The sequence below is a fragment of the Micromonospora sp. NPDC048999 genome (assembly GCF_040649295.1).
GTDB lineage: Bacteria > Actinomycetota > Actinomycetes > Mycobacteriales > Micromonosporaceae > Micromonospora.
The window spans coordinates 569,396-592,674 of record NZ_JBEZFI010000001.1 but is presented as its reverse complement, the minus strand read 5'-3'; the positions used below and the strand labels follow the sequence as shown (position 1 = coordinate 592,674).

The 23,279-nt window shown below is 72.0% G+C and carries 21 protein-coding genes and 1 pseudogene; 15 read left to right on the top strand and 7 right to left on the bottom strand.

Annotated features, from left to right (window positions below; all coding sequences use genetic code 11):
* Positions 1 to 30: 30 nt before the first annotated feature.
* From AB0C02_RS02875 to AB0C02_RS02835, 9 genes and pseudogenes are all read left to right on the top strand, one after another.
* Positions 31 to 216 (top strand): annotated as a pseudogene (locus AB0C02_RS02875) (DivIVA domain-containing protein); the annotation flags it as partial.
* Complete coding sequence (locus tag AB0C02_RS02870) at positions 213 to 470, top strand: hypothetical protein (RefSeq protein WP_357540425.1); 258 nt, start codon at positions 213 to 215, stop codon at positions 468 to 470. The pseudogene AB0C02_RS02875 and the gene AB0C02_RS02870, both read left to right, overlap by 4 nt.
* Positions 471 to 568: 98 nt before the next feature.
* Positions 569 to 3,160: an ATP-dependent chaperone ClpB gene (gene clpB, locus AB0C02_RS02865; RefSeq protein ID WP_357540423.1), complete on the top strand. Its 2,592-nt coding sequence runs from the start codon at positions 569 to 571 to the stop codon at positions 3,158 to 3,160.
* 124 nt (positions 3,161 to 3,284) lie between these two features.
* Complete coding sequence (locus tag AB0C02_RS02860) at positions 3,285 to 3,665, top strand: hypothetical protein (protein WP_357540421.1); 381 nt, start codon at positions 3,285 to 3,287, stop codon at positions 3,663 to 3,665.
* Positions 3,666 to 3,784: 119 nt separating this feature from the next.
* Positions 3,785 to 4,597 (top strand): hypothetical protein, encoded by an 813-nt coding sequence (locus AB0C02_RS02855; protein ID WP_357540420.1) that lies wholly within the window; start codon positions 3,785 to 3,787, stop codon positions 4,595 to 4,597.
* A 72-nt stretch (positions 4,598 to 4,669) separates the two neighbouring features.
* Positions 4,670 to 5,455, top strand: coding sequence for a hypothetical protein (locus AB0C02_RS02850; protein WP_357540418.1), 786 nt, complete (start codon positions 4,670 to 4,672; stop codon positions 5,453 to 5,455).
* A complete protein-coding gene (locus AB0C02_RS02845; protein WP_357540416.1) occupies positions 5,452 to 6,261 on the top strand; it encodes an SDR family oxidoreductase in 810 nt (269 codons plus the stop codon). The genes AB0C02_RS02850 and AB0C02_RS02845 overlap by 4 nt, the downstream gene beginning before the upstream one ends.
* A 164-nt stretch (positions 6,262 to 6,425) precedes the next feature.
* Positions 6,426 to 6,965 (top strand): orotate phosphoribosyltransferase, encoded by a 540-nt coding sequence (gene pyrE, locus AB0C02_RS02840; protein WP_357540414.1) that lies wholly within the window; start codon positions 6,426 to 6,428, stop codon positions 6,963 to 6,965.
* A 57-nt stretch (positions 6,966 to 7,022) separates the two neighbouring features.
* A complete protein-coding gene (locus AB0C02_RS02835) occupies positions 7,023 to 7,400 on the top strand; it encodes a metalloregulator ArsR/SmtB family transcription factor (protein ID WP_007073957.1) in 378 nt (125 codons plus the stop codon).
* Between the two features lie 190 nt (positions 7,401 to 7,590).
* Here AB0C02_RS02835 and AB0C02_RS02830 read toward each other — a convergent pair whose 3' ends face one another.
* The 4 genes from AB0C02_RS02830 to AB0C02_RS02815 form a co-directional block, all read right to left on the bottom strand.
* The gene (locus AB0C02_RS02830; protein WP_357541006.1) at positions 7,591 to 8,376 is read right to left on the bottom strand and encodes a VTT domain-containing protein; all 786 of its coding nucleotides are present in this window, start codon (positions 8,374 to 8,376) and stop codon (positions 7,591 to 7,593) included.
* A gap of 79 nt (positions 8,377 to 8,455) precedes the next feature.
* Positions 8,456 to 10,972, bottom strand: coding sequence for a polynucleotide kinase-phosphatase (locus AB0C02_RS02825; RefSeq protein WP_357540412.1), 2,517 nt, complete (start codon positions 10,970 to 10,972; stop codon positions 8,456 to 8,458).
* Positions 10,969 to 12,396 carry a 3' terminal RNA ribose 2'-O-methyltransferase Hen1 gene (locus AB0C02_RS02820; RefSeq protein ID WP_357540410.1) on the bottom strand — a complete coding sequence of 476 codons (1,428 nt, stop codon included), beginning with the start codon at positions 12,394 to 12,396 and terminating at the stop codon, positions 10,969 to 10,971. Before AB0C02_RS02820 ends, AB0C02_RS02825 begins: the two co-directional genes overlap by 4 nt.
* 60 nt (positions 12,397 to 12,456) lie before the next feature.
* A complete protein-coding gene (locus AB0C02_RS02815) occupies positions 12,457 to 12,669 on the bottom strand; it encodes a hypothetical protein (RefSeq protein WP_357541004.1) in 213 nt (70 codons plus the stop codon).
* Between the two features lie 131 nt (positions 12,670 to 12,800).
* Between AB0C02_RS02815 and AB0C02_RS02810 the strand changes: the two genes are divergently transcribed.
* Both AB0C02_RS02810 and fbaA read left to right on the top strand, forming a co-directional pair.
* On the top strand, positions 12,801 to 13,184 hold the full coding sequence (locus AB0C02_RS02810; protein WP_357540408.1) for a phage holin family protein: 384 nt from the start codon (positions 12,801 to 12,803) through the stop codon (positions 13,182 to 13,184).
* 126 nt (positions 13,185 to 13,310) lie between these two features.
* On the top strand, positions 13,311 to 14,333 hold the full coding sequence (gene fbaA / locus AB0C02_RS02805) for a class II fructose-bisphosphate aldolase (protein WP_357540406.1): 1,023 nt from the start codon (positions 13,311 to 13,313) through the stop codon (positions 14,331 to 14,333).
* Between the two features lie 43 nt (positions 14,334 to 14,376).
* Here fbaA and AB0C02_RS02800 read toward each other — a convergent pair whose 3' ends face one another.
* Positions 14,377 to 15,591: a hypothetical protein gene (locus tag AB0C02_RS02800; RefSeq protein ID WP_357540404.1), complete on the bottom strand. Its 1,215-nt coding sequence runs from the start codon at positions 15,589 to 15,591 to the stop codon at positions 14,377 to 14,379.
* Positions 15,592 to 15,850: 259 nt separating this feature from the next.
* Between AB0C02_RS02800 and AB0C02_RS02795 the strand changes: the two genes are divergently transcribed.
* On the top strand, positions 15,851 to 16,279 hold the full coding sequence (locus tag AB0C02_RS02795) for a DUF3151 domain-containing protein (RefSeq protein ID WP_357540402.1): 429 nt from the start codon (positions 15,851 to 15,853) through the stop codon (positions 16,277 to 16,279).
* A 52-nt stretch (positions 16,280 to 16,331) separates the two neighbouring features.
* On the opposite strand, the gene AB0C02_RS02790 is transcribed toward AB0C02_RS02795, so the two are convergent.
* Positions 16,332 to 18,266: a chromosome partitioning protein gene (locus AB0C02_RS02790; protein ID WP_357540400.1), complete on the bottom strand. Its 1,935-nt coding sequence runs from the start codon at positions 18,264 to 18,266 to the stop codon at positions 16,332 to 16,334.
* A gap of 72 nt (positions 18,267 to 18,338) precedes the next feature.
* Positions 18,339 to 19,337, bottom strand: a complete 999-nt coding sequence (locus tag AB0C02_RS02785) for a diacylglycerol kinase family protein (RefSeq protein WP_357540398.1) — start codon at positions 19,335 to 19,337, stop codon at positions 18,339 to 18,341.
* A 122-nt stretch (positions 19,338 to 19,459) separates the two neighbouring features.
* Between AB0C02_RS02785 and AB0C02_RS02780 the strand changes: the two genes are divergently transcribed.
* The 3 genes from AB0C02_RS02780 to purD all read left to right on the top strand — a co-directional run bounded on the left by AB0C02_RS02780 (position 19,460) and on the right by purD (position 23,230).
* Positions 19,460 to 20,749, top strand: coding sequence for an adenylosuccinate synthase (locus AB0C02_RS02780; protein WP_357540396.1), 1,290 nt, complete (start codon positions 19,460 to 19,462; stop codon positions 20,747 to 20,749).
* Positions 20,750 to 20,980: 231 nt separating this feature from the next.
* On the top strand, positions 20,981 to 21,871 hold the full coding sequence (locus AB0C02_RS02775; protein WP_357540394.1) for a type IV toxin-antitoxin system AbiEi family antitoxin domain-containing protein: 891 nt from the start codon (positions 20,981 to 20,983) through the stop codon (positions 21,869 to 21,871).
* A 111-nt stretch (positions 21,872 to 21,982) separates the two neighbouring features.
* Entirely contained in the window at positions 21,983 to 23,230 is a 1,248-nt protein-coding gene (gene purD, locus AB0C02_RS02770; RefSeq protein WP_357540392.1) for a phosphoribosylamine--glycine ligase, read from the top strand.
* The last annotated feature ends 49 nt before the right edge of the window (positions 23,231 to 23,279 follow it).

The window sequence follows — 23,279 nt, the reverse complement described above, 5'->3', positions numbered from 1 at the left end:
GGCGACCGGCACCGGAGCTGGACTTTCTCCATTCGACGACGCGGTCTGGACCCGGTCGAGGTCGCTGCCTTCCTCGACCGGGTGGCCAGCGACCTCGCCGCTGCAGAGGCCGAGGTGGTCCGCGGCAGGGCGGAAACGGCCCGGATCAAGGACGCGCTCCGCGAGTGGCAGTCCCGGCAGGCCCCCACCATGCGCGACCTGGCCCGGCTGCCGTGACCGGCCACTACGTCATCCACCTGCCGGTCAGTGCGCCCGACCTGGCTCGGGCGAAGATGCTCGGCCGGACGGCGGGTCGGTCGCTGGCCTTCCTGGCCGCCGTCGACCTGGGTGGGATCACCGTCTCGACCGAGGACAACCAGTGCGTACGACACTGGGTTTTCTGCGACCGCAAGCTCGACGGCGGCCGGCGTTGCGTCCTGCGCGCTGATCATGAAACCCCGTGCACGGCTCGCCTGCCCCGCTCCCGCTAGCGCGAGTGAGTGATCCAGCTCACATTGTTAGAGTTGAGCGGAATAGACTCAACTCTGGTTGGGTCGCTCCTAGTGGACACGTCGATCCGGGGGAGCCCATGAACACGGAACGTCTCACCACCAAGAGCCGCGAGACCATCACCGGTGCCGTCGCGCTGGCGAACCAGCGCGGTCACGCCACCGTGGAGCCCTGGCACCTGCTGCTGTCGCTGCTGGACACCGAGGGTTCGACCGCCGCGGGCCTGCTGCGCGCCGTTGGGGCCGACCCCGCCGAGCTGCGCCGGGTCGCCCAGCGCTCGGTCGACGCCCTGCCCGCCGCGCGTGGCTCCAGCATCGCCGAGCCCACCCTGGCCCGCGAGTTCGTCAACGCCATCGGCGCCGCCGAGCAGATCGCCCGGCCGCTGGGCGACGAATACACCTCGACCGAGCACCTGCTCGCCGGGCTGGCCCGAGTGGGCGGCGGGGTCTCCGTCGCGCTCAAGAACGCCGGGGCCACCGAGGAGAGCCTGGTCGCCGCCTTCCCGACCGTACGCGGCGGGGACCGGCGAGTCACCACGGCCGACCCGGAGCAGACCTACCAGGCCCTCGCCAAGTACGGCGTGGACCTGACCGCCAGCGCCCGCGAGGGGAAGATCGACCCGGTCATCGGCCGGGACTCCGAGATCCGCCGGGTGATCCAGGTGCTGTCCCGGCGTACCAAGAACAACCCGGTGCTGATCGGTGAGCCCGGTGTCGGCAAGACCGCCATCGTCGAGGGCCTGGCCCAGCGGATCGTCGCCGGTGACGTGCCCGAGTCGCTGCGGGACAAGAAGCTGGTCTCGCTCGACCTCGGCGCGATGGTGGCCGGCGCGCAGTACCGCGGCCAGTTCGAGGAGCGACTGAAGTCGGTGCTGGAGGAGATCAAGAACTCCAACGGCCAGGTCATCACGTTCCTCGACGAGCTGCACACCGTCGTCGGCGCCGGCAAGGGCGAGGGCTCGATGGACGCCGGCAACATGCTCAAGCCGATGCTGGCCCGTGGCGAGCTGCGGATGGTCGGCGCGACCACCCTGGACGAATACCGCGAGCACATCGAGAAGGACCCGGCGTTGGAGCGCCGCTTCCAGCCGGTGGTGGTCGGCGAGCCGACCATCGAGGACACCATCGGCATCCTGCGCGGGCTCAAGGAACGCTACGAGGTGCACCACGGCGTACGCATCACCGACGCCGCGCTGGTCGCCGCCGCCGCGCTGTCCGACCGCTACATCACCGACCGGTTCCTGCCCGACAAGGCGATCGACCTGGTCGACGAGTCCGCGTCCCGGCTCCGGATGGAGATCGACTCCCGGCCGGTCGAGGTCGACGAGATCGAGCGGGCGGTGCGCCGGCTGGAGATCGAGGAGATGGCGCTGGCCAAGGAGCCGGACGCGGCCTCCGCCGAACGCCTCGAACGGCTGCGCAAGGAGCTGGCCGACAAGCGCGAGCAGCTCACCGTCCTCTCCGAGCGGTGGCAGCTGGAGAAGAGCCACATCACCAAGCTCTCCACGGCCAAGGAGGAGCTGGAGCGGCTCGGCGGCGAGGCCGAGCGGGCCGAGCGTGACGGCGAGCTGGAACGCGCCGCCGAGCTGCGATACGGCCGGATTCCCGCGCTCAAGGCCGAGCTGAAGCAGGCCGAGGAGGAGCTGGCCCGGCTCCAGGCCGAGGGCGCGATGCTCAAGGAGGAGGTCGGCGCGGACGACATCGCCGCCGTGGTCGCCTCCTGGACCGGCATCCCTGCCGGCCGGCTGCTGGAAGGCGAGACGGCCAAGCTGCTGCGCATGGAGGAGTCGCTGAGCGGCCGCGTGGTCGGTCAGTCCGAGGCGGTCACCGCAGTCGCCGACGCGGTCCGCCGAGCCCGGGCCGGCATCGCCGACCCGGACCGCCCGACCGGCAGCTTCCTCTTCCTCGGCCCGACCGGCGTCGGCAAGACCGAGCTGGCCAAGGCGCTCGCCGAGTTCCTCTTCGACGACGAGCGGGCCATGGTCCGCATCGACATGAGCGAGTACGGCGAGAAGCACTCGGTCGCCCGCCTGGTCGGTGCCCCGCCCGGCTACGTCGGCTACGAGGAGGGCGGGCAGCTCACCGAGGCGGTGCGCCGCCGGCCGTACTCGGTGGTGCTGCTGGACGAGGTGGAGAAGGCCCACCCGGACGTCTTCGACGTGCTGCTCCAGGTGCTCGACGACGGTCGGCTCACCGACGGCCAGGGCCGTACGGTGGACTTCCGCAACGCGATCCTGATCCTCACCTCGAACCTGGGCTCGTCGCTGATCAGTGACCTGATGCTGACCGACGACCAGCGCCGCGAGGCGGTTCTCGCGGTGGTCCGGTCGCACTTCAAGCCGGAGTTTCTCAACCGCCTCGACGACATCGTGGTGTTCGCCGCCCTGCAGGGCGAGGATCTACGGGCCATCGTCGACATCCAGCTGGCGCGGATGCGCAAGCGTCTTGCGGACCGCCGGTTGGCGCTGGTCATCAGCGACGCCGCCCGGATGTGGCTCGCCGAGCACGGGTACGACCCGATCTACGGCGCTCGCCCGCTGCGCCGCTTGGTGCAGTCGGCAATCGGCGACCAACTCGCCAAGGCGTTGCTCGCCGGCCAGATCCGCGACGGCGACACGGTCCGCGTCGACCTAGCCGAAACCAAGGACTCCCTCACCATCACCACCCCCTGACCCACTCCCTCCCCCCTCCATCCCGCGTGATCATGAAGTTGTTGCCTGACCGCCCGATGCGGCGGGCAACAACTTCATGATCAAGGAGTGGGGAGGGAGTGGGGTGTGGGGGGAGGATGGGGGCATGGTGGGGATTGGGGAGAGTGCGGGGCGGGGGCTGGACGCGGCCGTTCGGGAGCTGGCGGGGGCGGACACGCTCGCCTTCGGCGGGGTGGGGATCGCCGGCACGCTGCTGCCGGCCACGGAGGCGTACCGGCAGGTGGAGCGGGCGCTGGCGGAGCATCCGGCGGAGGTCCGGCAGCAGGTCGACCGGCTGCTGGAGCACGGCTCGCCGGCCGGAAAGGCGTACGCCGCCGCGTTGCTGGACACCGTCGACCGGGAGACGGGCCGAGCGGCCTGGACCCGGCTGCGCGACGACGCGGGCGAGCTGACCACGTTCACCGGCTGCCTGATGGACCAGACCACGCTGGGCGCGTACGCCGCAGTGCGGCTCGCCGAGGAGTAATGCGGCACTGGCCGGCGGTCCGGCTGACCCGCCTCCCTCCGCGGCGGGTCTCGCTTTCGTGCCGTGCTCACCCGGCCCGGGCTCGTTACGGTAGTCGTGTGATCTAGGGAAGGAGAATCATGGTCGATGCCCCGGGGACGCCGCCCCGCGCCCGCCCGGGCGTGGTGACGACGTCCAGTTGGCTGCTCATCCTCGTCGCCGCCATCCAGGTGGTGAATCTGATTCTGACGCTGTCCACCATCGGCACGCTCCGTGAGGTGCTGCAGGACGCCTACCGTGGCACCGTCGCCGAGCAGGCGGCCGATGTTGCCTACGCCGTCGGCATCGGCGGGGCCGTGCTCTCGCTGCTGCTCGCGATCGGGCTCGTCGTCCTCGCCCTGCTGAACAACCGGGGCATGAACGGCGCCCGGATCACCACCTGGGTGCTGGGTGGCCTCTTGCTCTGCTGCACCGGCGGCAGCCTGGTGAACAATGTGGCCGGCGGCCTGACCAACGGCTCGACCAGCGGCAACATGCCGAGCAGCCAGGAAGTTCAGCGCCGGCTGGAGGAGGCCCTGCCGTCCTGGTACGGCCCGCTCTCCACCGCGCTCGGCCTGCTGGACCTGCTCGCCCTGCTGGCTGCCCTGATCCTGCTGGCCCTGCCGAAGGCGAACGAGTTCTTCCGCAAGCCGCAGCCGATCTGGGAGCCTCCGGCGCCGGGCGCCATCTACCCGAGCTACCCGCCGGCACCGGGCTACCCGCCGGCACCGGGCTACCCGCCGGCACCGGGCTACCCGCCGGCACCGGGCTACCCGCCGGCACCGGGCTACCCGCCAGTTCAGGGCCAGCCCGGTCAGCCTCCGGTCCCGGGCCAGCCGGGTCAGCCGCCGGCGCCGGAGCAGCCCGGCCAGTCGCCGCAGCCCCGCGAGCCTGAACCGCCCTCGGCAAGTTGACGCTCCGATAACAGCGACGCCGACGATCCCTCCGAGTAGGTTGCAAGCCGACGCCTACCGGAGGGATATGTCGTGTCGCATCCCGTTCAGGCCCCGCCTCGCCGCCCGTGGCCGGTCGTCTCGGCGGCGGCGGTGCTGCTGCTGATGGCGGCCGGCGCCGTGGCGTACGCGGTCGCCAACCTGCTCATCACGGGCGGCACGGTGGACCGGTTCCGGGCGGCTGCGGCCGGAAGCGGCGCCAGCGGTGGCGAGATCGACACGATGGTGTCGCTGCTGCGCGCCTCCACGGTGCTGTCGGCCGTGCTCGGCGTGCTCATGGCGCTGGTGCTCGTCGGGCTCGCCCTCGGCCTGCTGTCCGGTCGCCCCGGCGCCCGGATGTTCACCTGGGTTGTTGCCGGGCTGGGCCTGTTCTGCGGCTGCTGTGGTCTGGCGGTGCTGGTCGGTCAGCGGGCCGCCCCGCTGCGCCTCGGCGCCGGCGAGCAGGTCACCGCCGACCTGCTCGGTCTCGTCGGCGACGCGTACCCGGCCTGGTGGATTCCGTTGAACGCGGCCGTGTCGGTGGCGCAGGTTCTCGGGTACCTGCTGGTGGCCGTGCTGCTGATCCTGCCCGGTGCCGCTGCCTTCTACCGCCGTCCCTCGCCTACCGGCCCGCCGCCCCCGGCCGGGCCCAGGCCTCCGGCCGGGCCAGCCCCCGGTCCCGGCCCGGCCTACGGTCCGCCGCCTGCTTCGGCTCCACCGGTCTACGGCCCGTCGTCCTGGGCGCCGCCGCCCGGCCCGCCGATTCCCACGCCGCCCGCGTCAGCCCCACCCGCGTCAGCCCCGCCCGGGCCGAATCCGCTCCACGAGGACCGTCCGTGACCGAGGAGACCAGCCCCTCTCCGCGCCGCGCGCTGATCACCGGCGCCACCCTGGGCATCGGCGAGGCGTTCGCCCGTCGGCTCGCCGCCGACGGGTGGGACCTGGTCCTGGTGGCCCGGGACGCCGGCCGGCTCGACGCCACCGCCACTGAGCTGATTCGCCGATACGACTGCCGGATCGAGATTATGTCCGCCGATCTGTCCACCGACGACGGCTGTGCGGTTGTCGAACGCCGACTCGGCGACGAGCCGCCGGTCGGGCTGTTGGTGAACAACGCAGGGATGAGTCTCAACACCCCGTTCGTCCGATCGCCCATCGGGGACGAGGCCAGATTGATCCGGCTGAACGTGCTGGCGGTTCTGCGGCTGACCCATGCGGCCCTGGGACCAATGGTCAAAAGGAGAAAAGGGACAGTGATAAATGTCTCTTCCGTTGCCGGTTTCGGCGTCCCGATGCCGGGCTCGACGTACTCGGCCAGCAAGGCGTGGGTGACGAATTTCAGTGAGTCGATCGGCCAGTCGGTGGCGCCGTTCGGCGTACGGGTGATGGCACTCTGCCCTGGCTACACCCGTACCGGGTACCACGAGCGGGCCGGCATCAACATGTCGCGTATTCCGGCCTGGCTGTGGCTGCGGCCCGACGACGTGGTCGACGAAGGGCTGCGTGACCTGCGGAAAGGCAGGTTGGTCAGCGTGCCGAGCTGGAAGTACAAGTTGGCCGTGGCGGGCCTGCGGCACGCGCCCCGACGGCTGCTGCGCGGTGTCTCCCGGGACACCCGCGGTCGGATCGCACCCGGCGCTGACTGACCACGCGGGGGTCGGTGGGCGTCCCGGAGACGGGATCCGCGCTCCCGACCGGGATGGACGGTGGCACAGCGTAGCCGGACATCGCCACCCGTCGGTCGCCCGCAGGGTTGACCCGGGAGGGCCCGACACACGCCTCCCAGACTTGCGCAGTACCCTCTATCGCCATGGGGGACCACGACGACCTGCGTAAATTCATCACCGACCTGGCTGTGGTCCATGGCCGGGTGGTGCTCTCGTCCGGCCTTGAGGCGGACTGGTATGTCGATCTGCGTCGCGTCACGCTCCATCACCGGGCGGCACCCTTGGTGGGTCGGGTGATGCGGGATCTCACCGCCGACTGGGAGTACGACGCGGTCGGTGGACTGACTCTCGGGGCCGATCCGGTCGCCGCGGCGATGCTGCACGCGTCGGCCGAGACCGACCGGCCGCTGGACGCGTTCGTGGTCCGCAAGGCGGGCAAGGCGCACGGTCTCCAGCGGCGCATCGAGGGGCCGGACATCGCCGGTCGTCGGGTCCTGGCGGTCGAGGACACTTCGACCACGGGTGGCAGTGTGCTGGCCGCGGTGGAGGCTTTGCGTGAGGCCGGGGCCGAGGTGGTCGGTGTGGCGGTTATTGTTGATCGAGGCGCTGGCGACGCGGTACGAGCCGCCGGACTGCCGTATCGGGCGGCCTATACGTTGGCTGACCTCGGCCTTGTGGCGTAAAAATTTGCCGATTCGGATTTGCTGATATGCAGGCGGATCGATGCTGCTGGTGGAAGGATGGAATACGTGGGAACTGCGTTGGCTGAAATGACGATGCCTCAGATCTCGCCGCTCGCCGGCGAGCCGATCGAACGTGCCGATGCCGAGCGGCTCGCGGGGGTGCTGAAGGCCCTTGCTGACCCTGCTCGGCTGCGGCTGCTCAGTCTGATCCAGTCGGCCCCCGAGGGGGAGGCGTGCGTGTGTGACCTCACCGCGCCGCTCGGCCTCTCGCAGCCGACGGTCAGTCACCACCTGCGTATCCTCACCGAGGCCGGCTTGCTGGAGCGGGAGAAGCGCGGTGTCTGGGCGTACTACCGGCTGGTGCCGACCGCGATCGCCACGATCGCGGATCTGCTCACCCCGCCGCGGAAGCGGGCCACCAAGAAGGCCCGCTGAACCTGACATGTCCGAGTCCGGGTGGCCAACAGGCCGCCTCGCTTGAGCGTGGCGACGGGTGGCGTGGCGGGGGCGACGCCACCACCGGACGGTGACGGCTGCCCGGCATCCGCACCACCCGTAGCTCGACAGGTCTACGCCGATGGCCGGTCCCCATCAGGGGGCCGGCCATCGGCGTACTACCCGAAAGTCAGCGGCGGTGCTGGCCGCGCCGGCCGTGCCCCGGGTCGTCGTCGCCCTCGGCCTCCCGCCGAAGCGCATCGACGGCACCGGCCCCGCTGGCGGCGGCGACCACGGTGACGGCCTCGCCGCGCTTACGTGCCCGCCGGTCGCGGAGGAACTCGAAGAAGATCGGCAGCACCGAGATCAGGATGACCAGCGCGACCACCGGCAGGATGTACCGGTCGATCTTGTCGCCGATCGCGTTGTAGATCTGGGCGGCCAGCAGGTAGCCGACCAGCAGGATGCCGTCCACCCAGAGGATCGCGCCGACCACGTTCCAGAGGAAGAACTGGCGAGCCGGCATGCCGAGCACCCCGGCCACCGGGTTGAGGAAGGTCCGCACGATCGGGATGAAACGGGCCAGCACCACGGCCTTCGCCGGGCCGAACTTCTGGAAGTAGTACTCGGCCTTCTCCACGTACTCCCGCTTGAAGAGGCGGGAGTTGGGGCGCTCGAACATCCGCCGGCCGTACCGGGAGCCGAGCCAGTGCCCGAACTGAGCGCCGGCGATCGCGCAGAGCGGCCCGCCGATTAGCAGCGCGACCAGGTTCAGGCGGGTGCCGGCGCCGAAGATCGCGTCCGCCACCGACGAGGAGGCCACTCCGGCCAGGAAGAGCAACGAGTCGCCGGGGAAGAAGAAGCCGACCAGCAGGCCGGTCTCGGCGAAGAGGATCACCCAGATGCCGACCACGCCGAAGGTGTGAATCATCTCCTTCGGGTCAAGCGGGTTCAAGGCGATGCTCTCCGAGAGCATCCGGGTCTTTTCTGCTGTGTCCACGGCCACAAAGGGTACCCAAGCCCGGTCCGGCCAACTGCCGGACCGGACGTAGAGGTCAGAGGCGGGGGTCGACCGGCTCGGACTCGCAGGCGAGGATCGCGAAGACCAGCTCGTGCCGTCGCCAGAGTGGAACGTCCTCGGCCAGCGCGTCCAGCGCGGCCAGGCCGAGCCCGTGCTCACGCAGGGCCAGCCCCCGCTTACGCCCCAGCGCGCGTCGGCGCAGCGCGGCGAGCTGCCCCGGCTCGGTGTATCCGGGGCCGTAGATGATCCGCAGGTATTCCCGGCCCCGGCACTTGATGCCCGGCTGGAGCAGCGCGCCCTTCGGCGAGCGGGCGGCCAGGCCGGCGTACGGCTTGACCACCATGCCCTCGCCGCCGGCCGCGGTGAGCGCCAGCCACCAGTCGGTCGCCTCCGCCACCGCCGCCGCGTCGGTCAGGTCGACCAGCTGCCGCCGGGTCGGGGTGAAGAACTCCGGGTCCGCCGCGCAGAGCCGGTCCGCCAGTGTCAGGTGCCAGCCGTGGTCCCGGTCGGCGTAGCTGGCCCCGGCACCGGCCAGCATCGCGAACGGCGCCAGCGTCACCCCACGTAGCCCGTCGGTCGGCCCGACGTACGCCCGGTACGCCGCCGAGTACGCCCGTACCTCGGACTCCCGGTCGGCCATCCGGCCGCGCAGCTCCCCGACCGGCAGCCCTCGCCCGGCGGCGGCGTCGAGTATGGCGAGCGTCGCCGGTAGGGCCGCCCGGCCGGCGGCGCCGACCCCGGCGTACTGCTCGCGGATCAACCCGCCCGCCTTCGCCGACCAGGGCAGCAGCTCGCAGTCGAGCAGCAGCCAGTCGGTGTCCAACTCGGCCCAGAGCCCGGCCGTGGTGACCGCCGCGCGGACCCGGGCCAGCAGCTCGTCGTCGAGCGGCGGCCCGAAGAACGGCCGACCGGTACGGGTGTGCACCGCCCCGCCGGCGAACCGGCCCGGCTCCCGCTCCACCAGCACCACCGCCCGCGAGCCCATGTGCTTCTCCTCGCAGACCACCCGCTCGACGCCGGTCGCGCGGTAGTCGGCGAACGCCTGCTCCGGGTGCTCCAGGAACCCCTCGACCGTCGACGTCGAACAGGGCGCCATGGTCGGCGGCAGCCAGGCCAGCCGGCCCGGGTCCACCGCGTACCGGCTCATCACCTCCAGCGCGGCGGCGGCGTTCTCCGCCGGCACGGTCAGCGTCCCGTACTGGTGGGTGAGGTGCCGCCGCCCGGTGACGTCGGCCAGATCCAGCACCGTGTCCGGGCGGACCGGCGCGGGTGCGACCAGCGGGCGGGCCGGGGCGTACCACTCCTTCGCCGCCGGGACGGAGACCAGCTCCTTCTCGGGGTAGCGCAGCGCGGTGAGCTTGCCACCGAAGACGCAGCCGGTGTCGATGCAGATGGTGTTGTTCACCCACTCCGGCTCCGGGGTGGGGGTGTGGCCGTACACGACCATGGCCGAGCCCCGGTATTCGCGGGCCCACGGGTAGCGCACCGGGAGGCCGTACTCGTCGGTCTCGCCGGTGGTCTCCCCGAACAGCGCGAAGGCGCGGACCCGGCCCGACGCCCGGCCCTGGTACGCCTCCTTCAGGCCGGCGTGTGCCACCACCAGCCGTCCGCCGTCCAGCACGTAGTGGCTGACCAGGCCGTCGACGAAGGTCGCCACGTCCGCGACGAACTCCGCCGGCTCGGTTTCCAACTGGGCCATCGTCTCGGCCAGGCCGTGGGTGAGCCGCACGTCGCGGCCGCGCAGCTTGCGCAGCAGCTTCTGCTCGTGGTTGCCGGGCACGCAGATCGCGCGGCCAGCCGCCACCATGCCCATCACCAGACGCAGCACGCCGGGGGAGTCCGGGCCGCGGTCCACCAGGTCACCGACGAAGACCGGGGTACGCCCGGCCGGGTGCACCGCGTCCACCGGGCGGCCCACGTCGTCGTGGCGCAGTGCGTAGCCGAGCCGGAGCAGCAACGCCTCCAGCTCCTCCCGGCAGCCGTGCACGTCGCCGACGATGTCGAACGGCCCGGTCAGCTCGCGCCGGTCGTTGAACAGCTTCTCGTAGCGGATCTCGGCGGCGTCGATCTCCTCGACCCCGCGCAGCACGTGCACCTTGCGGAAGCCCTCCCGGGCCAGCCGCCCGTACGACTGCCGCAGGTCCCGCTGCATCCGGGCGAGCACCTGCCGGCCGTGCGTCCGGTCGGCCCGGCCCTGCGTACGCTCCCAGGCCAGCGCCTCCGGCACGTCCAGCACGATCGCCACCGGCAGTACGTCGTGCTCGCGGGCCACCCTGACCAGGGCGGCGCGGGCGTGCGGCTGGAGGTTGGTCGCGTCGACCACGGTGAGGCGGCCCCGGCGCAGCCGGAGCCCGGCCACGTGGTGCAGCGCGTCGAACGCGTCGCCGGAGGCGGACTGGTCGTTCTCGTCGTCGGCCACCAAGCCGCGGAAGGTGTCCGAGGAGAGCACCTGGCTGGGGAGGAAGTGCCGCAGGGCGAAGGTGGACTTGCCGGATCCGGAGACGCCGACCAGCGCCACCAGGGCGAGTTCGGGAATGTCCAGGGTGGTCATGCGGTGGTCTCCTCCTTCCGGGTCAGCACGGCGAGCTGGGTCGGGCTGCCCACCTCGGGGTCGTCGTCGCCGATCCCATCGATCGTGGCGGTGTAGCCGTGGGCCGTCGTCACCCGGTCGACCCAGGCGGCGAACTCGGCCCGGGTCCACTCGAACCGGTGGTCGGCGTGCCGGAACCGGCCTGCGCCGAGCCCGTCGTAGCGGACGTTGCACTCGACGTTCGGGGTGGTCACCACCACCGTGCCGGGCCGGGCGTGCCCGAACACGGCGTCCTCCAGCGCCGGCAGGCGGGGCGGGTCGACATGCTCGATCACCTCCATCAGCACCGCCGCGTCGTACCCGCGCAGCCGGTCGTCCCGGTAGGTCAGGGCCGACTGCCACAGCTTGATCCGGTCCCGCTGCCGCTCCGGCAGCCGGTCCAGCCGCAGCCGTCGGGCGGCCAGGGTGAGCGCCTGGCTGGACACGTCGGTGCCGACGACCTCGGTGAACCGCCGGTCGGCGACCAGCGCGGCGAGCAGCGCCCCGGGCCCGCAGCCCAGGTCCAGCACCCGGCCGGCGCCGCTGGCCCGCAGCGCCGCCAGCACCGACTCGCGTCGGCGTACGGCCAGCGAGGCGCGGGGTGTCTCGTGCGGCTGGTCGCTCTCGACGCTGTCGTCCACGGGTGCCTCGTCGCTGAGACGCAGCTCGGCCAGGCGGGCCAGCGCCTCGCCCGCGAGGGCCCGGCGGTGGGCCAGGTAACGACGGGTGATCAGGGCTCGCTCCGGATGGTCGGCCAGCCAGCCGGCGCCGGCCCGGAGCAGCTTGTCCACCTCGTCCGGCGCCACCCAGTAGTGCTTGGCGTCGTCCAGCACAGGCAGCAGCACGTACAGGTGGTTGAGCGCGTCGGCAACCCGCAGCAGGCCGGTGAGCGTCAGGTCGACGTAGCGGCTGTCGCCCCACTCCGGGTACGCCTCGTCCAGCGGGATCGGGGTCGCGGCCACCGTCCAGCCCAGCGGGGCGAAGACCCGTTCGGCCAGCCCGGCGCCGCCCCGGCAGCGCAGCACCGGCACCCGCACCTCCAGCGGGATCGCGGTGGCGGCCAGCTCCGGCCGGTCGCGGGACTCGCCGCGCAGCGCCGACCGGAACACCCGGGCCAGCGCCGAGGAGATCAGGCTGGACGCGGCGTACGGCCGGTCGTTGACGTACTGCCCGAGGGTGAAGGTGTCCGGCGTTGCCGGCTGCTTGCGGCCCCGACCGCCGCCCAGCTTGAGCGGGTCGACCTCGATCAGTAGCGCCGCCGTGCACCGCTGCTCGTCCGCCTCGGGGTAGAGCACGTGCGCGGTGCCCGCCGGCAGGTCGAAGCTCTGCACGCGCTCCGGGTGCTTGACGAGGAGATGCCCGAGGTCGGTCGCGGGGCGGTGGGTCGTGGTCAGGGTCAGCAGCACGGTTTTGATGATCTCAGGGGTGTCGATTCCTTTTCGCCGTCGACCGCCCCGCCCGTCACGTCAGCGGTATTCGTCCTCGTCGGCGGCGACCACCCGGGCCTGTTCCATCGCGTCCCAGTCGCCGACCTCCAGCCCGCGGTGCGGCTCGGTCTCGCCGTCCTCGGGGTTGATCATCGCCGCCTGCTCGACCGCGTCGGCCGGCTCCGCCTCCAGGTCCCGCTCCTCCGGAGCGAGGTGGTCGCTCGGGGCGAAGTCCTCGTCGGGCTGACCCATCGTCCCTCCCTGGATCTCGGTACGGACGGTCACCACCACACCGTACGGGCTGGCTCCGCTCCCCGCTCGGTGCCGGGCCGGAGTCGGCGGATTGTCCCTCCCGCCGAGGTGGCCGGTGCCAGGATGGGGACGTGGCCTTCCTGATCCGACTGGCGATCACCGCGATCGCGCTGTGGATCACCACTCTGATCGTGCCCGGAGTGAAGGTGACCGGCCGCACCGCTACGGACACCGCGCTCACCCTGCTCGTGGTGGCGCTGATCTTCGGCGTGGTCAACGCGGTGCTCAAACCGGTCATCAAGGTGCTCGGCTGCGTGTTCTACCTGCTCACCCTCGGACTGTTCGCGCTCGTGGTCAATGCCCTGCTGTTCCTGCTCACCGACTGGATCGCCCGGGGGCTGCACCTGCCGTTCCACGTCGACGGCTTCTGGTCCGCCTTCTGGGGGGCCATCGTGGTGGCCGTGGTCAGCTGGGTGATCAGCATCGTGGTGCCGGACCGTCGGGAGTTCCGGTGAGTCGGGCCGGTTGTGCCCGTCGCCGCCGGCTACGGGATACTGCCCGCGATGGACAGCGCGGTCCGGCGGACCCAAGGAAGACAGCGGCCTGCACGGGCCGAGAGCGGTAAGTAAGGAGCGTTCGACATGCCCATCGCTTCCCCCGAGGCTTACGCGGAGATGCTGGACCGGGCCAAGGCCGGCCGGTTCGCGTACCCCGCGATCAACGTGACCTCCTCGCAGACGCTGAACGCGGCGCTCAAGGGCTTCGCCGACGCGGAGAGCGACGGCATCATCCAGGTCTCCACCGGTGGCGCCGAGTACCTCTCCGGCCCGTCCGTTAAGGACATGGTCACCGGTTCGGTCGCGTTCGCCCAGTACGCCCACGAGGTGGCGAAGAACTACCCGGTGAACATCGCCCTGCACACCGACCACTGCCCGAAGGAGAAGCTGGACAAGTTCGTCCGGCCGCTCATGGGCATCTCCCAGGAGCGGGTGAAGCGCGGCGAGGAGCCGCTGTTCCAGTCGCACATGTGGGACGGCTCGGCCGTGCCGGTGGCGGAGAACCTGGAGATCGCCGAGCAGCTCCTCACCGAGGCCGCCAAGGGCAAGATCGTCCTTGAGATCGAGGTCGGCGTGGTTGGCGGCGAGGAGGACGGCGTCGAGAACGCCATCAACGAGAAGCTCTACACCACCGTCGAGGACGGCCTGGCCATGGTCGAGGCGCTCGGCCTCGGTGAGAAGGGCCGCTACATGGCGGCGCTGACCTTCGGCAACGTGCACGGCGTCTACAAGCCGGGCAACGTCAAGCTCCGCCCGGAGGTGCTCCACGACATCCAGGTGGCGGTCGGCGCCAAGTACGGCAAGGAGAAGCCGCTCAGCCTGGTCTTCCACGGCGGTTCCGGCTCGCTGCTGTCCGAGATCCGCGAGGCGCTGGACTACGGCGTGGTGAAGATGAACATCGACACCGACACCCAGTACTGCTTCAGCCGGCCGGTGGCGGACCACATGTTCCGCAACTACGACGGTGTGCTCAAGGTCGACGGCGAGGTCGGCAACAAGAAGATGTACGACCCCCGCGTCTGGGGCAAGGCCGCCGAGGCCGGCATGGCCGCCCGGGTCGTCGAGGCCTGCGAGGCCCTGCGCTCCACCGGCACCAAGATGAAGTAACCAGCTCCTGAAAGGAGGGGCCCTTGGCGAAGGGCCCCTCCTTTCACATGGCGGTGAGCAGCCGGACCGCCTCGCGCACGTCGTCGGTCAGGTGCACCGTGGCCGACAGGTCGCCGAACGGGGACGCGGCCAGCAGCGGGCGCAGCAGCGACTCGACCGGCAGCTCGGTGGTCCAGTAGGCCCGGTCCAGGAAGACGTACGCCCCGCTCGCGCCGTCGGTGCCGTAGTAGGTCTTGGTAGCCGCCTGGAACACCTCCTGCACCGTCCCGGCCCGGCCGGGCGCGAAGACGATCCCGCCCCGGGCCAGCCGCAGGATGGTGTCCTCCCGGATCGCGTTCGAGAAGTACTTGGCGATCCGCCCGGCGAACAGGTTCGCCGGCTCGTGTCCGTACAGCCAGGTGGGGATGGCCAGCCCGCCCGACCGGGCCCACTCCGTGCCGGCCGCCGCCGGGCGCGGCGCGGGCAGCCCCGGCCCGGCCGAATACCGTTCGCGGATCCGCAGCGCCACCTCCGTGTAGCGGTCGTGGTCGGTGAAGTCGGGCGCGGTCGCGAGCAGGTCGATCGCCGCAGTCAGCTCCTCCGCCGGCCAGGCCGCGAGGAACGCGCCCAGGTTGGCCGCCTCCATCACACCGGGGCCGCCGCCGGTCACCACCAGCCGGTCGGCCCGCGCCAGCTCCCAGCCGAGCACCGCCGCCATCCGGTACGCGGCGCTGCCGCGCGGCACCGCGTGCCCGCCCATCACGCCCACCACGGACTGCGGGCCGTGCACCGCCAGCCAGGTCCGGGTGGCATCGCCCAGCGCGTTGTCCACCCCGTGATCGTGCAGCCGCTGGCCGAGCGCCTCCCGGACGTCCGGCAACGCGCCGCCGTGCGCCCGGAAGTGCGCGTACACCCGGGTGTCGTACATCGCCGCGAAGCCGCCGTCGGCGAAGCCCGTAGCCAGGTCGTCGGCGGTGTAGAGGTGGGCCGGCTGGGTCGAATAGGGCAGCCCGGAGAAGGGCGGGACCACGTTCGCGCCGCGCCGGACCAGGTCCGCGCCGACTTCCCGATCGGCGAACCGGCAGCCGACGAAGAGGGTGCCGTGCACCTCGACATCCCGCAGGTCGGGGACCGGATCGAGGTCGAGGCGCAGCCCTTGGACGATCAGGCCGGCGAGGGTTCCCCCGGCCATCCGTCGATCGAAATCGGCCCGGCTCTGGACTTCGTCGGTGCTGGTGTCGCGCGGCTCGATGACGTCCGCGGGAGGTGGCGTCGGCACGCGCCCATGCTGCCCGAGTCAGGCAAGCCGGCAAACCTCCGGCACGGACAGGAGCCCGGCGGCCAGGCCACCGGGCTCCTGCGTAACCGGGTCCTGGGGAGGCTCCGGACCTGTAGTTGTAGTGGAAAACATCGCGGCGCGGCATGGGCCGCCGGTACGTGCGCCGACACCGCAGGCGTGACGAAAGCCTCAGCCGTTTAGCCGACCAGCTCGCCGGACCCCCTCGCGCGGGCGGCCACGAAGCGGGTTGAATGGGGCGATGCAGAACCTCTTGCCTGAGCCACCGGCCACCCTCCTGCCCGTGCACGAGGAGGCCGACGCCGCGCTGGCCGCCGCCGCAGAGCAGGACACCGACGAGGCGTACGCCGAGGCGGCGGCCGGCTTCCCGAGCCACAGCGCGGCCTGGGCTGCGCTCGGCGCCCGGGCGCTCGCCGAGGGCCAGGTCGTTTCGGCGTACGCCTACGCGCGTACCGGCTACCACCGGGGCCTGGACCAGCTGCGCCGCAGCGGCTGGAAGGGACACGGCCCGGTGCCCTGGTCGCACAAGCCCAACCGGGGCTTCCTCCGCTGCCTCTACGTGCTCTCCCGCGCCGCTGGCGAGATCGGCGAGGCGGACGAGGCGGCCCGCTGCGCCCAGTTCCTCCGCGACTGCGACCCGGCCGCCGCGGACGCCCTGGCCAGCCACTGATTCGCACCGACGGCCGGTCCGACCACCCGGGCCGGGTCGGCCGTCGCCTGAGCTACAGACCCTCGGCGACGGCAGCGGCGATCTTCAGCCAGGCGTCCCGGGTCGCCGCGGAGAGCTGGCCGTAGCGGAGCGGCTCGCCGGTGTCGATGAGTCGCTCGTACGGGGCCAGCAGCACCGCCCGGGTACGGGCCGCGAAGTGCGCCTGGATCGCCGGCAGGTCGATCTCCTTGCGCGACGGTGGCATCGACACCACCGTCACCGCCTGCCGGACCAGCCGCTGCCGGCCGCTCTGCTCCAGGTGGTCGAGCATCCGGGCGGCCGTCTCCGCCGAGTCGTTCCGGGCCGACATGGTGACCACGAGCTGGTCGGTGGCGTCCATCGCGGCCTGCCAGTTCTGGGCTCGGACGTTGTTCCCGGTGTCCACGAAAATCAGCTTGTAGAACCGGCTGACCACCTCGCGGATCTCGGCGAACGCGGCGGCGGTGAGCATCTCCCCACCGGTCGCCGACTCGTCCGAGGCGAGCACGTCGAACATCCCCTCGCCCTGTGAGCGGACGTACTGCGACAGGTCGCCGACCCGGCCGTGCGGGCCCTGGAACTGCCCCAGGTCGCGCAGCATGTCCCGGACCGTACGGGAGTGGAAGTCCTGCTGGGCCCGCATGCCCAGGGTGCCCTGGGTCTCGTTGTTGTCCCAGGCCAGCACGTACCCGCCGCGCTTCTGGCCGAAGGTCATCGCGAGCAGCAGGATGGCGACGGTCTTGCCGGCGCCGCCCTTCGGGTTGACCACGGTCACCTGCCGCAGCCCGCCGAAGTTGCGCCGGACCATCTCTATGTCCCGCTTCACCTCCTGCTCGTGCCGCCCGGGTGGGAGCCGGACCAGGCCGATCCGGTTCATCACCGCCCGGACCCCCATGGTGGCCACCGGATCGGCCGGCCTGGCCTGGCGGCGGCGGGCGAAGTCCTCGGCGGTCGGCGCGGCCCCGTGCTCCGGTGTCCAGACCGGCCCCGGGTACGCGGCGGGGGCCGGCTGCTGCGGCACCGGCGGGCCGGGTTGCTGCGGCGCGGGGCCACCCTGCTGCGGCCAGGCCGGTGGATACCAGCCCGGCGGCGGAACCGGCCCACCCACCTGCGGTGGATACGCCTGCGCCACCGGATACCCCGGTTGTCCGTACCCGACCGGTCCCGGTGGGCGCGCCGTGCCGTCACCGTACGACGGTGGCGGCAGCGGTACGCCCGGCGCGGGCGGGAACGGCCCGAGCCTCGGTGCCGGGCGCTCCGGCGATCCGCCACCGCCCGCTGTCCCGCCGGTCACCGACTCGGTCGAAGCCGCCCCGGCGGCGGGCTGCGCGGCCGGCTCGGCGGCGCTCGGCGGAGGCACCGGCCCGGCGGCGGGTTCGCTCGCCGAGCTGGTGAACCGCTGCGGCGGCTGGGCCCACGGCGACTCGGTCCGGCCGCCGGCGGTGACCGCAGCCTCACCACCCCGGTCGGAACCGTCCGCCGGCCTGCCGGCCGCACCACCGGTGGCCGTCTGCCCGAGCTTCGGTGGGATGATCTCCGCTTCCTCGGCAGCCGGCGGGACGGTACCTGCCTCGCCTCCTGGCCTCGCCGGGCCGCTCGGGGACGAGTGCGGGGCGGGGCCGTCAGGGCCGGGTGCCGGGTTGTCGAGAGTGAACGGCAGATCCAGGTTGACCGGAGGTGGTGCGGTGCGAGGCGCGGGTATCTCGTTGCCGGCGTCCGGCGGCAGCCGGTCCGGTGCGGGTCCGGCTGCCGGGTCTACCGGCGGCGGCGCCGGTGGACAGGCGGTCGTCGGGGGCGTGGTCGTCGCGGCGGGGGCGGGCCAGACCGGCGCGGCGGGCTGGGGCGCCGCCCAGGGCGGTCCGGCAGCGGCCGGGTCGGTCGGATCCGGCGGCCAGGGCGGTTCGATGTCCCGCTCGGGCACCTGCGGCTGGCCCGGCACGTGGGCCCGGTCGGCGTTCTCGTGCACCACGGTTCCTCCCCACTCCTCCCGCCGAGGATAGGCGGTCCGGTTTGCCGGGCGACCCGATCGGATCGAAGGAGGTCAGGCCGTCCAGACCGCCCAGGCGCCCGGCTCGGTCCACCAGGACCGCTTTCGGTTCAGCTCACCCTCGACGCCGTCGTCGAGGAAGGGCACCTTCTCGTCGCGCGGCACCACCGCCACCGCACGTCCCCGGGCCCGACGGACCTCGAGGCGTACCCGCCTGCGGCCCAGTACGGACCGGGTGACCACGGGCACGGCCACCGCCACTTCGACCTCGCCGTCGGTCGGGTCCGGGTCGGCCAGCAGCGTCACGTCGTCCAGGCGCGCGTACCCGCCGGCGTTGCCGATCACGCAGGCCATGATCGGGTCCTCGCCGTGGGAGAGGATCCTGCCGTCGACCTCGACCCGGGCTCGCCAGTGCAGCGGGCGGCCCGCGTCGTCGGCCGCGCCGAGCAGCGCGCCGTCCAGGGTCACCGAGCTGCCGTCGTTGCGCAGCAGGTCGAGCCGTCGGACCGTGCCGTCGAGCACGGCGTCGGCCACCGCCGTCGGGTCGCGGGGCAGCCCGAGCTGCGCGGCCAGATCCCGCGCCGTCCCGTTCCGAGCCGGGTCGAGCGGGAGTACGCCGATCGGCGGCAGGTCGGGGACGGTCCGGTTGTCGGGCAGGTCGGCTGGGCGGCGGCTGGGCGGCGGAGCGTACCGCCGAACCAGCCGGCGCAGCACGGCGCGCAACTGGCCGTCGGTGGCCGTGGCGACCACCAGCCGGGTCTTGCTGTCCGGATCCGGCCAGGTGAGGCCGTCGGGGCGCGTCGGCCCGTCTAGGCGGGCCAGCACCTCGTCGATCTCGGCGTCCGAGTGGGCGGTCACCGTCTCCACCCGGGCGTCGCGAGCGGTCAGAGCGTCCGCGCAGGCCAGCACCGGTACGCGCGGCGTCTCACAGCGCTCCGCGGGCTGAGCCGCGGCGGCCTCGTCGGTGCCACCGCAGCAGGCTCCACCGCTGCCACAGCCCCCACCGGGCGCGTCCCGCCCCGAGCCGAGGGTGAGCAGCACCACGTCGTACACGAAGGAGCCTCCTGCTTCTCGACGAACCCCTGCCGGTCCCGCCGTCGCTACTTGTTAGCCTGACACCCCGGGCTCGCTGACCGGTCGCCACCTGGCACCCGAGCCTCTTGGAGGCGGAGAAGATGCCAGCGATCGTGCTCCTCGGCGCCCAGTGGGGCGACGAGGGCAAGGGCAAGGTTACCGACCTGCTGGGCGAGCGGGTCGACTACGTCGTGCGCTATTCCGGCGGCAACAACGCCGGGCATACGGTGATCACGCCGGACGGCCAGAAGTACGCGCTGCACCTCATGCCGTCCGGTGCGCTGTCGCCGAGCGCGATGATCGTCATCGGCAACGGCGTGGTGGTCGACCCGAAGGTGCTGCTGGCGGAGATCGACGGGCTCGCCGAGCGGGGCGTGGACGTCTCCCGGCTGCGGATCTCCGGTGACGCGCACCTGATCATGCCGCACCACCGGGCGCTGGACCGGGTGGTCGAGCGCTACCTCGGCTCGTCCCGGATCGGCACCACCGGCCGGGGCATCGGCCCCGCGTACGGGGACAAGGTCGCCCGGATGGGGATCCGGCTCCAGGACCTGCTCGACCCCGGCATCCTGCGCAAGAAGCTGGAGCTGGCGCTCCGCGAGAAGAACCAGGTGCTGTTCAAGGTCTACAACCGCAAGGCGATCGACGTCGACGCGACGATCGAGGAATACCTGGGCTACGCCGAGCGGCTCAGGCCGTACATCGCGGAGACCCGGGCGATGCTCTGGGACGCCCTGGACCGCGGCGAGACCGTGCTGCTGGAGGGTGCCCAGGCCACCATGCTCGACATGGACCACGGCACGTACCCGTTCGTCACCTCGTCGAACCCGACTGCGGGTGGGGCGTGCGTGGGCACGGGCATCCCGCCGACCGCGATCACCAAGGTCATCGCGGTGAGCAAGGCGTATACCACCCGGGTGGGTTCGGGTCCGTTCCCCACTGAGCTGTTCGACGAGAACGGCCAGCACCTGCGCAAGATCGGCCACGAGTACGGCACGACCACCGGTCGGGAGCGCCGCTGCGGCTGGTTCGACGCGGTCGTCGCCCGGTACGCGTGCCGCCTCAACGGCGTCACCGACCTGGTCATCACCAAGCTGGACGTGCTCACCGGCCTGCCGAAGGTGCCGATCTGCGTCGGGTACGAGATCAACGGCGAGCGCTTCGACGACATGCCGATGACGCAGACCGACTTCCACCACGCGAAGCCGATCTATGAAGAGCTGGACGGCTGGTGGGAGGACATCACCGAGGCCAGGACGGAGGAAGAGCTCCCCGAGAACGCAAGGCGCTACATCGCGAGAATCGAGGAACTCACCCGCACCCGCGTCAGCGTCGTAGGCGTAGGCCCCGGCCGCGAAGAAAACGTCCTCCGCCACCCCCTCCTCCCCTAACCCCCCGGGACCTGTTCGCCTGGGACCTGTTCGCCTGGGACCTGTTCGCCTGGGACCTGTTCGCCTGGGACCTGTTCGTTGATCATGAGGTTGACGGCACATTCTGAGATCCATATTGCCGCTAACCTCATGATCGGCAGGGGTGCCCCGCGGGTTATCCACAGGGTTGTACACAGGGGGTGCGCGGGGTGGGGGCGGCCGGCAGTCTCGTGGGCTGTGGATCGCCGTCAGATGCTCATGGCCGTCGCCGCTTGTCAGGGCGGGATGGTGACTCGGAAGCAGGCGCTCGACGCGGGCTTCGGTCGCCACGAGATCGACAACCAGATCGCGGTCGGGCGGTGGCGCCGACTGGCCCGGGAGGTGTATCTCGTTGCCGCCTTGGACGAGGAGGCGGTGCGCCGGAGCCGGATCCGGGCCGCGGTGTTGTCGCTGGGGCCGGCGGCTCATGCGGTCCTGGGGACGGCTGCTGAGCTTCACGGGATAGCGGGCCTACGAAGGCTTGACGAGATTCATGTCTGCTTGCCGGGGCGGGCCGCCAGGCATGCTCGCATCCGAGACCCGGCCATCGTCCTGCATCAGCTTGAGCATCCGCCCGAAGTGGTGACGGCGGTCGACGGCATCGCCGTCACGACTCCGTTGCTGACCGTGGCCGAGCTCGTTCTCAGGCAACCCCGGTATCCCTCCGTTTCGGTGCTCGATTCGGCCTTGAATCGAGGGTTGATCAGTGACGACGACCTCGCTGCCATTCCTTCGATGATCAGGGGGCGCCGAGGCGCGGTCGCCGCCCGCGGTTATCTGGCCGAGGCCAACGGGCTGGCGCAGTCGCCATTGGAAACGCGGACCCGCCTGCGGTGCGTCGACGGACGGGTGCCACCCGACTGCCTCCAGTTGGAGATCAGGGATGACGATGGTTACCTGCTCGGCATCGGGGACATGGGCTGGCGGGCGTCGCGCGTGATAGCCGAGGCCGACGGCCGGGATGTCCATGCGACTCCAACGCCCTCTTCGCCGACCGACACCGACAGAACCGCCTGGTCAACGCCGGCTGGACCGTCCTCCGCTTCACCTGGTCCGACACCCTCCGCCCCGACTACATCCCCAGTGTCGTCCGTCGCGCCCTGACGACTCGTCAACGAGGCTGATCATGAGGTTGGCGGCGGAGTTGATCTCGCCACGTGCCGCTAGCGTCATGATCAACGGGGCGGGGTGGTGGGGGCAGTAGGATGCGGGGCTGTGCGGGTTCTTCTTGTGGGGGGTGGGGGGCGGGAGCATGCGCTCGCGCTCGGGTTGGTTGGCGATCCGGCCGTTGAGGCGGTGGTTGCGGCGCCGGGGAATCCGGGGATCGCGGGCGTGGCGGAACTGCGTGCGGTTGACGCCGCCGATCCGGCGGCCGTCGCTGCGCTCGCGGTCGAGGTTGGCGCCGACCTGGTGGTGATCGGGCCGGAGGCGCCGCTCGTCAACGGGGTCGCCGACGCGGTACGCGCCAAGGGCATCCCCGTGTTCGGCCCGTCGGCGGAGGCCGCCCGGCTGGAGGGCTCCAAGACGTTCGCCAAGGACGTGATGACCGCCGCCGGCGTGCCCACCGCCCGGGCGTACACCTGCACCGACGCGGAGAGCGTCGGCCGGGCGCTGGACGAGTTCGGGCCGCCGTACGTGGTGAAGAACGACGGGCTGGCCGCCGGCAAGGGCGTCGTGGTCACCAGCGACCGGACGGTCGCCGAGGAGCACGCGCAGGAGTGCGGCCAGGTGGTGATCGAGGAGTACCTGGCCGGGCCCGAGGTCTCCCTGTTCGTGGTCACCGACGGCGAGGCGGCAGTGCCGCTGCTGCCGGCACAGGACTTCAAGCGGGTCGGCGACGGCGACACCGGGCCGAACACCGGCGGCATGGGGGCGTACGCGCCGCTGCCCTGGGCGCCGGCCGGCCTGGTCGACGAGGTGATGCGCGACGTCGTGCACCCGACCCTGGCCGAGCTGCGCCACCGGGGCACGCCCTTCGCCGGCCTGCTCTACGTGGGCCTGGCGATCACCGCCGCCGGCCCCCGCGTGATCGAGTTCAACGCCCGCTTCGGCGATCCGGAGACCCAGGTCGTACTCGCTCTGCTGGAGACGCCCCTCGCCGGGCTGCTGCACGCCGCCGCCACCGGCACCCTCGCCGAGCACCCGCCGCTGCGCTGGCGGGACGGCGCCGCGGTCACCGTCGTGGTGGCGGCCCAGGGATACCCGGCGGCGCCGCGTACCGGCGACGTGATCACCGGTGCGGACCGTGCCGGGGTCATCCACGCCGGCACCCGCCGGGACGCCGACGGCACCCTGCGCTCCGCCGGGGGCCGGGTCCTGTGTGGTACGGCCACCGGCCCCAGTCTGGCCGCCGCGCGGGAGGCCGCCTACGACCTGGTACGCGGCATCGAGCTGGCCGGCTCGCACCACCGCACCGACATCGCCGCCGCCGCGGTGGACGGCCGGATCAGCATTCCCGACTGACCGGGCAACCCCGGCCACCGTCGCCTCCGTTTGAGCGGTGAGGCGAGGA

What these genes read in the sequence shown, in the direction of transcription:
- clpB (WP_357540423.1), top strand. Translation starts at nt 569, where the DNA reads ATGAACACGGAACGTCTCACCACCAAGAGCCGCGAGACCATCACCGGT.
- AB0C02_RS02860 (WP_357540421.1), top strand. Translation starts at nt 3,285, where the DNA reads ATGGTGGGGATTGGGGAGAGTGCGGGGCGGGGGCTGGACGCGGCCGTT.
- AB0C02_RS02855 (WP_357540420.1), top strand. Translation starts at nt 3,785, where the DNA reads ATGGTCGATGCCCCGGGGACGCCGCCCCGCGCCCGCCCGGGCGTGGTG.
- pyrE (WP_357540414.1), top strand. Translation starts at nt 6,426, where the DNA reads ATGGGGGACCACGACGACCTGCGTAAATTCATCACCGACCTGGCTGTG.
- AB0C02_RS02835 (WP_007073957.1), top strand. Translation starts at nt 7,023, where the DNA reads ATGGAATACGTGGGAACTGCGTTGGCTGAAATGACGATGCCTCAGATC.
- AB0C02_RS02830 (WP_357541006.1), bottom strand. Translation starts at nt 8,376, where the DNA reads ATGCTCTCGGAGAGCATCGCCTTGAACCCGCTTGACCCGAAGGAGATG.
- AB0C02_RS02825 (WP_357540412.1), bottom strand. Translation starts at nt 10,972, where the DNA reads ATGACCACCCTGGACATTCCCGAACTCGCCCTGGTGGCGCTGGTCGGC.
- AB0C02_RS02815 (WP_357541004.1), bottom strand. Translation starts at nt 12,669, where the DNA reads ATGGGTCAGCCCGACGAGGACTTCGCCCCGAGCGACCACCTCGCTCCG.
- fbaA (WP_357540406.1), top strand. Translation starts at nt 13,311, where the DNA reads ATGCCCATCGCTTCCCCCGAGGCTTACGCGGAGATGCTGGACCGGGCC.
- AB0C02_RS02795 (WP_357540402.1), top strand. Translation starts at nt 15,851, where the DNA reads ATGCAGAACCTCTTGCCTGAGCCACCGGCCACCCTCCTGCCCGTGCAC.
- AB0C02_RS02780 (WP_357540396.1), top strand. Translation starts at nt 19,460, where the DNA reads ATGCCAGCGATCGTGCTCCTCGGCGCCCAGTGGGGCGACGAGGGCAAG.
- AB0C02_RS02775 (WP_357540394.1), top strand. Translation starts at nt 20,981, where the DNA reads ATGCTCATGGCCGTCGCCGCTTGTCAGGGCGGGATGGTGACTCGGAAG.